The 9,210-nt window shown below is 72.8% G+C and carries 9 protein-coding genes; 2 read left to right on the forward strand and 7 right to left on the reverse strand.

The window, feature by feature from the left end; all coding sequences use genetic code 11:
* Positions 1 to 344: 344 nt before the first annotated feature.
* Positions 345 to 1,214 carry an IclR family transcriptional regulator gene (locus ACFV9H_RS40620; RefSeq protein WP_385408898.1) on the forward strand — a complete coding sequence of 290 codons (870 nt, stop codon included), beginning with the start codon at positions 345 to 347 and terminating at the stop codon, positions 1,212 to 1,214.
* Positions 1,215 to 1,466: 252 nt separating this feature from the next.
* On the opposite strand, the gene ACFV9H_RS40625 is transcribed toward ACFV9H_RS40620, so the two are convergent.
* From ACFV9H_RS40625 to ACFV9H_RS40655, 7 genes are all read right to left on the reverse strand, one after another.
* Positions 1,467 to 2,495: a 2Fe-2S iron-sulfur cluster-binding protein gene (locus tag ACFV9H_RS40625; protein ID WP_385408900.1), complete on the reverse strand. Its 1,029-nt coding sequence runs from the start codon at positions 2,493 to 2,495 to the stop codon at positions 1,467 to 1,469.
* Positions 2,488 to 2,718 carry a hypothetical protein gene (locus ACFV9H_RS40630; RefSeq protein ID WP_385408902.1) on the reverse strand — a complete coding sequence of 77 codons (231 nt, stop codon included), beginning with the start codon at positions 2,716 to 2,718 and terminating at the stop codon, positions 2,488 to 2,490. The genes ACFV9H_RS40625 and ACFV9H_RS40630 overlap by 8 nt, the downstream gene beginning before the upstream one ends.
* Positions 2,718 to 3,878, reverse strand: coding sequence for a Rieske 2Fe-2S domain-containing protein (locus tag ACFV9H_RS40635; RefSeq protein ID WP_385408904.1), 1,161 nt, complete (start codon positions 3,876 to 3,878; stop codon positions 2,718 to 2,720). The genes ACFV9H_RS40630 and ACFV9H_RS40635 overlap by 1 nt, the downstream gene beginning before the upstream one ends.
* Positions 3,879 to 3,992: 114 nt before the next feature.
* Positions 3,993 to 5,024, reverse strand: a complete 1,032-nt coding sequence (gene dmpG, locus ACFV9H_RS40640) for a 4-hydroxy-2-oxovalerate aldolase (RefSeq protein WP_385408905.1) — start codon at positions 5,022 to 5,024, stop codon at positions 3,993 to 3,995.
* Positions 5,021 to 5,920, reverse strand: a complete 900-nt coding sequence (locus tag ACFV9H_RS40645; RefSeq protein WP_385408907.1) for an acetaldehyde dehydrogenase (acetylating) — start codon at positions 5,918 to 5,920, stop codon at positions 5,021 to 5,023. The genes dmpG and ACFV9H_RS40645 overlap by 4 nt, the downstream gene beginning before the upstream one ends.
* 15 nt (positions 5,921 to 5,935) lie before the next feature.
* Positions 5,936 to 6,721 carry a 2-keto-4-pentenoate hydratase gene (locus ACFV9H_RS40650; protein ID WP_385408909.1) on the reverse strand — a complete coding sequence of 262 codons (786 nt, stop codon included), beginning with the start codon at positions 6,719 to 6,721 and terminating at the stop codon, positions 5,936 to 5,938.
* A gap of 189 nt (positions 6,722 to 6,910) precedes the next feature.
* Positions 6,911 to 8,341, reverse strand: coding sequence for an MFS transporter (locus ACFV9H_RS40655; RefSeq protein WP_385408911.1), 1,431 nt, complete (start codon positions 8,339 to 8,341; stop codon positions 6,911 to 6,913).
* Between the two features lie 115 nt (positions 8,342 to 8,456).
* Here ACFV9H_RS40655 and ACFV9H_RS40660 point away from each other — a divergent pair, with 115 nt between their 5' ends.
* Positions 8,457 to 8,930 (forward strand): MarR family winged helix-turn-helix transcriptional regulator, encoded by a 474-nt coding sequence (locus tag ACFV9H_RS40660; RefSeq protein ID WP_385408913.1) that lies wholly within the window; start codon positions 8,457 to 8,459, stop codon positions 8,928 to 8,930.
* Positions 8,931 to 9,210 lie beyond the last annotated feature (280 nt).

Genomic DNA, 9,210 nt, shown 5'->3' on the forward strand with positions numbered 1-9,210 from the left:
TCAAGCACAAGACGCTGTTCGACGAACATCAGGCATTCCCCTCCTCTCTGGCAGTAGCGGCTTGACGGCTTAGCTCCGTGAGATGTCTTTCTCAGGGTCGACGGGTCGGGGTCGACAGGGTCGACGGCTTCGGGGTGCGGTGAACGTACGCCCGGGGGTCGGGGGCGTGGAACGGGCCGTTCCCGGTGAGTGGGAAGCCGTTTCCCGGGTCGTCCCCGGGCCTCCGCTTCACCCCCATCTAGCTACTCGAAGTATTACTGAATGAAATACATCCTGCCGGGTCCTTCCCTCCGCCCGGGGGCCCGTGGCAGGGTCGCCCCAACGCCTCACCCAGGGGGTTTCTCGTGCTTGACCAGGTCATGGACACCGAGCTCGCACCGCTGTCGCTGCTGGAGAAGGCCGCGCGGGTGCTGGGCGCCTTCGAGGGTCCGCAGCCGCGGCTCTCGCTCACCGAGGTCGTACGCCGCTCCGGGCTCCCGCGCTCCTCCGCCCACCGGATCCTCGACCAGCTGGTGCGGCTGCGCTGGCTGGACCGCGAGGGCCGGGACTACCGGATGGGCATGCGCATGCTGGAGCTCGGCGCGCTCGCCTCCCACCACAACCGGCTGCGCCGGGCCGCCCTCCCGCTGCTGCACGCGCTGCACGAGCAGACCGGCCGGCTGGTGCACCTGTCGGTGCCGGACGGGGCCGAGGTGGTCTGCCTGGAGCGGATCGGCGGCTCGGACACCACCACCGTGCCCTCCCGGGTCGGCGGCCGGATGCCGGCGTACTGCACGGCCGCCGGCAAGGCGATCCTCGCCTTCAGCGACCCGGCGGAGGTGGAACACGTCCTGGCGCAGGGGCTGCGGCCGCGCACGCCCAGGACCCTGATCCGGCCGCTCGCACTGCGCGCCGACCTGGCGGCGATCCGCGAACGCGGGGTGGCGTACGACCGGGAGGAGAGCTTCCGGAGCATCTCCTGCGTGGCGGCGCCGCTGCGGGGCGCGGGGCGCGCGCTGGCCGCCGTCTCGGTCTCCACCGGCCGCGGGGAGCGCGAGCTGGCCCGGTTGGCGCCCGCGGTGAGCGCGTGCGCGCGGGCGGTGTGGCGGGAGCTGTACGGGCCCGGGCGGTCGGGGCGGGCGGCCGCGGCGCCGCGCCATGACCTCGAACCGGCCGTTTCCGCGCAGGCGATGGACAACATGATGGGCTGGCTGCGGTTCAGCGAGTGGATGTAGCGGGTAGTCATATCCCGACGCACGAACCAAGGACTTGGGCCCGACCCTCCCGCCAGGGGGCCGGGCCCGCTTCGTGTCCGGACAGGGTGGCGGCGGCCCGCGAGCGGGCCGGTTCCGCCGGGGCCGGGCGCGCGCCGGGGCGTCTCCTCGGGCGTAGAAACGTTTCCAGAGGTCGGTGGGCCGAGGGTGGCCCAGTTCGACGCCCTGCGGGGACGCCCCACCGCACACCCGACCCCGTCGAAACCGGCGGGCCTATCCCCCGTAGGTGATCCGGACGTGGTCGCCGAGCCGCATTGCCTGGCAGGCCAGGACGTAGCCCTCGGCGAGATCCTCCTCGTCCAGGACCTCGTTGCGGGCCATGGTCACCTTCCCTTCCACGACCCGGCAGCAGCAGGCGCTGCACGCGCCCTCCCGGCAGGAGTACGGGGCCGGGACGCCCGCGGCGAGCAGGGCGTCGAGCAACGGGGTCCCCTCGGGCCAGGGGACCGTGTGCTCGGTGCCGTCGAGCTCCACCTCGGCGGTCGCGGTGGCGGCCTCCGGCGCGGGGCTCTGCGCGCGGGGCGTGAAGACATCGCCGCTCAGGGAGAAGTACCGCTCCCGGTGGATCCCGCGCGGGAGCGCCCCGGCCGCGCGCAGCGCGCTCTCCGCGGCGTCCATCAGCGGACCCGGACCGCACAGGTAGGCCTCGCGGCCGGCGTACGGGGCCACGAGCGGGCCGAGCCGCGGCGCGGTCGGCAGTCCCTGGAGGCTCTCCAGCCAGTGGATGACGGTCAGCCTCCCGGGATGCGCCTCGGCCAGCCCCCACAGCTCGTCGCGGAAGATCACCGACTCGGGGTCCCGATTGGCGTACACCAGGGCGATCCCGGCCCGGCCGGCGGCGAGCGCCGATTTGGCGAGGGAGAGCACCGGGGTGATCCCGCTGCCGCCCGCGACCAGCAGGAGGTCCCGGTCCAGGCCGCCGGGGCCCGGGGTGAAGGTCCCGGCGGGCGGCAGCACCTCCAGCTCGTCCCCGGCGGCCACCTCCTGGCAGATCCAGCCGGAGCCGAGCCCGCCGGGGACCCGCTTGGCGGTGATCCGCATGGGCTCGCCGGTGTGCGGGGAGCTGGCCAGGGAGTAGCAGCGGGCCGCGCCGCCGGGCACCCGCAGGGTGAGGAACTGGCCGGGGGCGTAGGGCAGGTCGCAGTCCAGAACGAGGGAGACCGCGTCCGGGGTCTCCTGGACCCGCTCGCGCACGCGCACCCGCACCGGTCCCCCGGCCGGCGCGGCTGCGTACTCAGACATCGGCGGGCACCTCCAGCCGGCCCTCCCGGACCGCCGCGTCGATGCTCGCGCGCAGCGCCGTACAGGAACGGACGCGGGCGCTGAGCTCCCCCGCGGCGACCCGGGCGGCGATGCGGGGGCAGGTGGCGGCGGCCTCGTCGGTCCACTGGACCTGGGTGTGGGCCTGGCTGAACTTCTCGCACAGCACCCGCGTCCCGCACTCCCCGCACGCGACGGGGCGCATCACAGGTCGCCCGTCGACGAGGCCGCCGCGCGGCGGGCCAGGTTCTCGGCGACCTCGGCCTTCCAGGCGGCGGTGGCACGGGTGGTGTCGATCTCGAACTCGAAGCGCCGCACCATCTCGTCCTTGACGTCGGCGGCGTCCACGTAGAACTGCTCGTACCAGCGGCGGAGCTGATAGACGGGCCCGTCCTCCTCCGTCAGGAGGGGGTTGTCGATGCGGGTCTTGTTCTTCCAGATCTCGACGTCCTGCTCGAAGCCGACGGCGAGGCCCTCGGAGGTGAGGCGGGCGGCGTCGGCGGCCTGTTCGTCGGTCATGCCGGGGAGCTTCTTGACGATCGCCCCGTACATGAGCATGAAGCTGTTCTCGTCGATCGGGTAGTGGCAGTTGATCAGGACGGACTCCAGCTCGACCCCGCCGCCGACATCGCTCCACAACTTGTCGATCATGTACGAGGGGCCGTGGTAGGAAGCGTCGGAGCGCAGGCCGCCGCCGGTGGAGAGGGTGCCGAGGTCGACGTCTCCGCGCGGGGTGGACTCCATGTACTGGGTGGCCACGTGCCCGTCGAAGACGTTCTTGAAGTAGTGCGGGAAGGCGTAGTGCACGTAGTAGAAGTGCGCCATGTCGACGACGTTGTCGACGATCTCCCGGCAGTTGGAGTTCTCCACGCGCAGGAAGTTCCAGCTCCAGTCGCTCCATTCGGGGCTGCCGACGCCCTCGATCTCGGGGATGGTGACGTCCGGGGAGGGCGGGTTGCCCTCCGGGTCGTGCCAGACGTAGAGCTGGCCGTTGCGCTCCAGGGTGGTCCAGGCACGGGTCCGGGCGCGGGCCGGAACGCGGCGGGCGTAGGGGATGGCGGCGCAGCGGCCGTTGCCGGACCAACGCCAGTCGTGGAAGGGGCAGGCGAGGGTGTCGCCCTTGACGGTGCCGTGGGCGAGGTTGCCGCCCATGTGGGGGCAGTGGGCGTTCAGGACGTGCAGTGCGCCGGTGTCCCGGCTCTGGAAGACGACGAGCCGGGTGCCGAAGGCTTCGATCTCGTGGGGGGTTCCGTCCCGGAAGGAGGCGGCGAGTCCCAGGCAGTGCCAGCCGCGGGCGAACCGGGTTGGCACTGCGGCCGCCTCGATGATGCGGGGCTCTTCTTCGGTTGCGGTCGTTTCGGCCATGGGGTGGCCCTCCACTTCGTTGTGGTGTGGTTCGGTTCGCGGTCCGGCTGGGCGCCCTTTCCCTGGGGCTCCGCCCCAGACCCCGCGCCTCAAACGCCGGCGGGGCTGGGTTCGTCAGCGCTCGGCGAGTTCGACGGCGATGTCGATCAGCTGGTCTTCCTGGCCGCCCACCAGGCGGCGTTCGCCCGCGCGTAGCAGGATCTCGGCGCCGGAGACGCCGTAGCGCTCGGCCTGCCGGTAGGCGTGCTTGAGGAAGCTGGAGTAGACGCCGGCGTGCCCCATGAGCAGGGCCATCCGGTCGAGTTGGCACTCGTCGTCCATGACGGGCCGGACCACGTCCTCGGCCGCGTCGATGATCTTCAGTACGTCGATGCCGGTGCGGATGCCCATCTTCCGGCACACGGCGGCGAAGGCCTCGACGGGCGTGTTGCCGGCGCCGGCGCCGAGGCGACGGGTGGAGCCGTCGATCTGGAGCGCCCCGGCGCGCACGGCGGCGACCGAGTTGCCGACGCCGAGGCCGAGGTTCTCGTGGCCGTGGAAGCCGACCTGCGCGTCCTCGCCGAGTTCGGCGACGAGGGCGGCGACGCGGTCGGTGACCTCGTCCATGACCATGGCTCCGGCGGAGTCGACGACGTACACGCACTGGCAGCCGGCGTCGGCCATGATCCGGGCCTGGCGGGCGAGGTTCTCGGGGGTGGTGGAGTGGGCCATCATCAGGAAGCCGACGGTTTCCAGGCCCGTCTCGCGGGCGAGGCCGAAGTGCTGGACGGAGATGTCGGCCTCGGTGCAGTGGGTGGCGATCCGGCAGATCGTCCCGCCGTTGCCGTGGGCGGCGCGGATGTCGTCCTTGACGCCGAGGCCCGGCAGCATCAGGAAGGCTATCTTCGCGTTCCGCGCCGTCTCGGCGGCGATCCTGATCAGTTCCTGCTCGGGGGTCTTGGAGAAGCCGTAGTTGAAGGAGGAGCCGCCGAGGCCGTCCCCGTGGGTGACCTCGATGACGGGGACGCCCGCGCCGTCGAGGGCGGTGACGATCGACCGTACGTCCTCACCCGTGAACTGGTGGCGCTTGGCGTGCGAACCGTCGCGCAGGGAGGAGTCGGTGACGCGGATGTCGAGGGTGTCGGAGTACGTCTTCGGCCTGTTCACGCGATGAGCCCCTTCGCGAACTCCTCGCCGACCTTGGTGGCGGCGGCGGTCATGATGTCGAGGTTTCCGGCGTAGGGCGGCAGGTAGTCGCCCGCGCCCTCCACCTCCAGGAAGATCGCGACCCGGGCCATTCCGCCGCTCAGCGCGGACGGTTCGTCGAACTGCGGCTCGGCGCGCAGCCGGTAGCCGGGTACGTACGTGGCCACGTCCGCGGCGATCTGCTTGACGGAGCCGGCGATGGCCGCCCGGTCGGCGTCCGGCGGGATCGCGCAGAAGACGGTGTCGCGCATGATCACCGGGGGCTCGGCGGGGTTGAGGATGATGATGGCCTTGCCGCGTGCGGCGCCGCCGATCTCCTCGATGCCGCGGGCGGTGGTGCGGGTGAACTCGTCGATGTTGGCCCGGGTGCCGGGGCCGGCCGAGACGGAGGCGACCGAGGCGACGATCTCCGCGTAGGCGACGGGCACCACGCGCGAGACGGCGTACACCATGGGGATGGTGGCCTGCCCGCCGCAGGTGATCATGTTGACGTTCGGCTGGTCGAGGTGGGCCGTCAGGTTCGCGGGCGGTACGACGGCGGGGCCCACGGCGGCGGGGGTCAGGTCGACGGCCTTGATGCCGAGTTCGGCGTAGCGCGGGGCGTTGGCGCGGTGCACGTACGCGGAGGTGGCCTCGAAGACGAGGTCGGGGAGCTCGGAGCGGGCCAGGAGCCAGTCCACGCCTTCGTGGGAGGCGTCGAGACCGGCCCTGCGGGCGCGGGCCAGGCCTTCGCTGTCCGGGTCGACCCCGATCATCCAGCGGGGCTCGATGTGCGGGGAGCGCCGGAGTTTGTAGAGCAGGTCGGTTCCGATGTTGCCGGAGCCGACGATGGCGGCGGTCGCTTTCGTCTTGGTCACGGGCACCTCAGGAGCTCAGGAGAAGGAGAGGGACACCGAGCCGAGCCCGGTGAAGTCGGCGGTGTAGGTCCGGCCGGCGGCCACGTCCACGGCGCGGGTGCAGGAGCCGGGCAGGACGAGGTGGCCCTTGCGCAGCGGGACTCCGTAGCGGGCGACGGTGCGGGCCAGCCAGGCGACGGCGGTGGCGGGGTCGCCGAGTACGGCGTCGGCGCGGCCGGTGGCGAGGGTCTCGCGGCCGCTGTGCAGGCGGGCCTCGACGGCCTTCAGGTCGAGTTCGCGCGGGTCGCGGCCCTCGCCGATGACGTATCCGGCGGAGGAGGCGTTGTCGGCGATGGTGTCCGCGATGGAGATCCGCCAGTCGGCGATCCGACTGTCGATCAACTCCAGGGCGGGTACGACGCGTTCGGTGGCGGCCAGCACGTCGGCCTCGGTGCAGCCCTCGCCGGGCAGGTCGGCACCGAGGACGAAGCCGACCTCCACCTCGACGCGCGGCGCGCAGTACGCGGCGGCCGGCACGGGGGTGTCCTCGCGCAGTTCCATGGCGTCGAGGAGGTGGCCGTAGTCGGGTTCGTCGACGCCCATCATGGCCTGCATGACGGGGGACGAGAGCCCGACCTTGTGCCCGGTGACGCGGGCGCCCTCGGTGTGCGTGCGGTGACGGACGTTGAGGAGCTGGATCTCGTACGCGTCCTGCGCGTCGATGCCCTCGTACAGCTCGGTCAGCGGCCGTACGGGGGCCCGCCGCCGCTCCGCCGCGCGCAGCACCTCGGCGGCTTCGCGCCGGCGGCCGTCGTTCAGCATGGGGTCCTCCCGGCTGCGGTGGTGTGTGGTGCGGCAGACGGTAGGCGGGGGGCGGGCGCGGGCGGGAGGCCGTGTTCCCGCTGAGCGGGATAGCCCTCCCGGGCGGGGTGGCGGTTCTGGGCCGCGGCTCCGCCGCTGGGGCTCCGCCCCAGACCCCGCGCCTCGAACGCCGGCGAGGCTGGAATTGCCCTACGCGGCCACGGGCTCGGCCTCCGGCAGCGGGTCGGGGGACACCGCGGTGCGGGGCAGTGCCAGGCACAGGGCGGCGCTGAGCAGGAACCCGGCGCTGACCCAGGGCATCGCGGTGGTGAGGGCGTGGGTGGGGCCGCCGTCGGCGAGGGCGCCGAAGAAGACGGAGCCGATGACGGCCGCGCCGAGGGCGCCGCCGAACTGCTGGGCGGTGGAGAAGATCCCGGAGGCACCGCCCGCGATGTCGGCGGGGACGGCGGACAGCACCACGTTGACCAGCGGAACGACGAGGAAGCCGAGGCCGGCGCCGGCGACGAGCAGGCCGGGCACGAGCGGCCAGGCGCCGGTGTGCGCGGCGGTGGACTGGGCGACGGCGTACCAGACCCCGGCGAAGCCGCCCGCCATCAGCAGCGCGCCGGCGGCCAGGACGAGCCGGCCATAGCGCACGGCGAGGACGTCGGCGACGGGAGCGGTGAGGAAGCCGCCGATCGAGAAGGCGACGGTGACCAGGCCGGCCTGCATCGGGGTGTACCCCTCGCCGCCCTGCAGCCAGATCGCGAAGACCAGGAAGAAGCCCTGCATGCCGACGGCGAAGAGGAGTTGGACGGCGAGGCCGACGGAAAAGGCGGGCAGGCGGAACGCCCGGACGGGCAGCAGCGGTACGGTCGCGTCGGTACGCCGCCGGGCTTCGAGGACACCGAGGCCGGCGACGGCGAGCACCCCGGCGGCCAGGCAGAGCCAGCCCCACAGCGGCCAGCCGTTGGCGTCGCCCTGGACGAGCGGCAGCACGATGGCGATCAGGCCGGCGGCGAGGACGAGGCTGCCGAGCAGGTCGGGCCGGCCGGCGCCGCGTTCGCGGGTGGCGGGGACCAGGACCGCGCCGGCGACGAGGGTGGCCACGGCGACGGGCACGTTGACGAGGAAGACGGAGCGCCAGCCCCAGCCGAACAGGTCGGCGTCGGTGAGCAGCCCGCCGAGGAGCAGCCCGACGGCGGAGGCGAAGCCGGCGACGGCTCCGTACATCCCGAAGACGGCGCCGCGCTCCTTGCCCTGGAAGAGGGTGCGGAAGGAGCCCAGCACCTGGGGCATGAGCAGGGCGGCCGTGACGCCTTGGACGGCGCGGGCGGCGATCAGCTGGCCGGGGCTCTGGGCGATGCCGCAACCGAGGCTCGCGAGTCCGAAGCCGGCGGTCCCGGCGAGGAAGAGCGCCTTGCGCCCGTACCGGTCGCCGAGGTGGCCGGAGACGATCAGGGTGGCGGCGAAGCCGAGGAGGTAGGCGGAGACGAGCCATTGGAGGGCGCTCTGCGAGGCGCCCAGGTCGCGGCCTATGGAGGGGATGGCGACGTTGACGATGGTGACGTCGAGCAGGTCCATGAGCGCGGCGACCATCATGACGACGGCTGCGGCCCAGCGGCGGGGATATGGGGTCATGACGGTCTCCGACCTCCGGAATTATTTCGTTCGGATGAACGAAAGACTGGCACGCGTGGAGTCGTGATCGCAACTCTTTCGTTCGGGCGAACTAAATTCTTGGTACGGTGAGCTCATGAGCGAAGAGGTGGACGCACGGCGCGCGGCGGTGCTGGAGGAGCTCAACCGGACGGGCCGGGAGACCAGCGCGGTGACGGTGATGTTCCACTCGGCGGTGGCCGAGCGGCGCGGCTTGGGCGCGACGGAAACCAAGACCATCGACCTGCTGCTGCGGCACGGCCCGCTCACCGCGAAGGAGCTGGCCCAGCACTCCGGCCTGGCCCCGGCCTCGGTGACGGGCCTGGTGGACCGGCTGGAGCGCAAGGGCTACGTACGCAGGGCCGAACACCCGACGGACAAGCGGCGGGTGGTGGTGGAGGTCCGGCCGGAGAAGATCCGCGAGCTGGAGCCGGTGTACGAGGACTGGGCGCGGGAGGTCGCGGAGCTGTGCGGGGAGTTCACGACGGAGGAACTGGAAACGGTGATCCGCTTCCTGCGCGGGTCGAACACCCGCCAACGCCGGGCGGCCGGCCGCCTGTCGGAGTCCTGAGGGTCGCGCGCCTCAAGCGCCGGCGGGGCTGGGTTTGTCCCCTGGCCGGGACCGGCCGGGCCTGCGCGGCGCCGCTGCCGGGGCCGCGTGCCTCCCGGCGGGGCTGAGTTATGCCCCCTGGCCCGGACCGGCCCGGTCGGGACGGCTTCGCTGCCGGGGCTCTGCCCCGGACCCCGCGCCTCAATCGCCGGCGAGGCTGGATTTTCCTGGGCCGGGATCGGCCTGGGTTGGGGCGGTGCCCCGCCGGAGCATCTCCTCGTCCTCGCGCACTTGGCAGGTG

The sequence above is a fragment of the Streptomyces sp. NPDC059874 genome, assembly GCF_042731135.1.
Classification (GTDB): Bacteria; Actinomycetota; Actinomycetes; order Streptomycetales; family Streptomycetaceae; genus Streptomyces.

Coding starts and splice junctions, on each gene's coding strand:
- ACFV9H_RS40650 (WP_385408909.1), bottom strand. CDS start 6,721: ATGCTGAACGACGGCCGCCGGCGCGAAGCCGCCGAGGTGCTGCGCGCG.
- ACFV9H_RS40625 (WP_385408900.1), bottom strand. CDS start 2,495: ATGTCTGAGTACGCAGCCGCGCCGGCCGGGGGACCGGTGCGGGTGCGC.
- ACFV9H_RS40655 (WP_385408911.1), bottom strand. CDS start 8,341: ATGACCCCATATCCCCGCCGCTGGGCCGCAGCCGTCGTCATGATGGTC.
- ACFV9H_RS40635 (WP_385408904.1), bottom strand. CDS start 3,878: ATGGCCGAAACGACCGCAACCGAAGAAGAGCCCCGCATCATCGAGGCG.
- ACFV9H_RS40660 (WP_385408913.1), top strand. CDS start 8,457: ATGAGCGAAGAGGTGGACGCACGGCGCGCGGCGGTGCTGGAGGAGCTC.
- ACFV9H_RS40630 (WP_385408902.1), bottom strand. CDS start 2,718: ATGCGCCCCGTCGCGTGCGGGGAGTGCGGGACGCGGGTGCTGTGCGAG.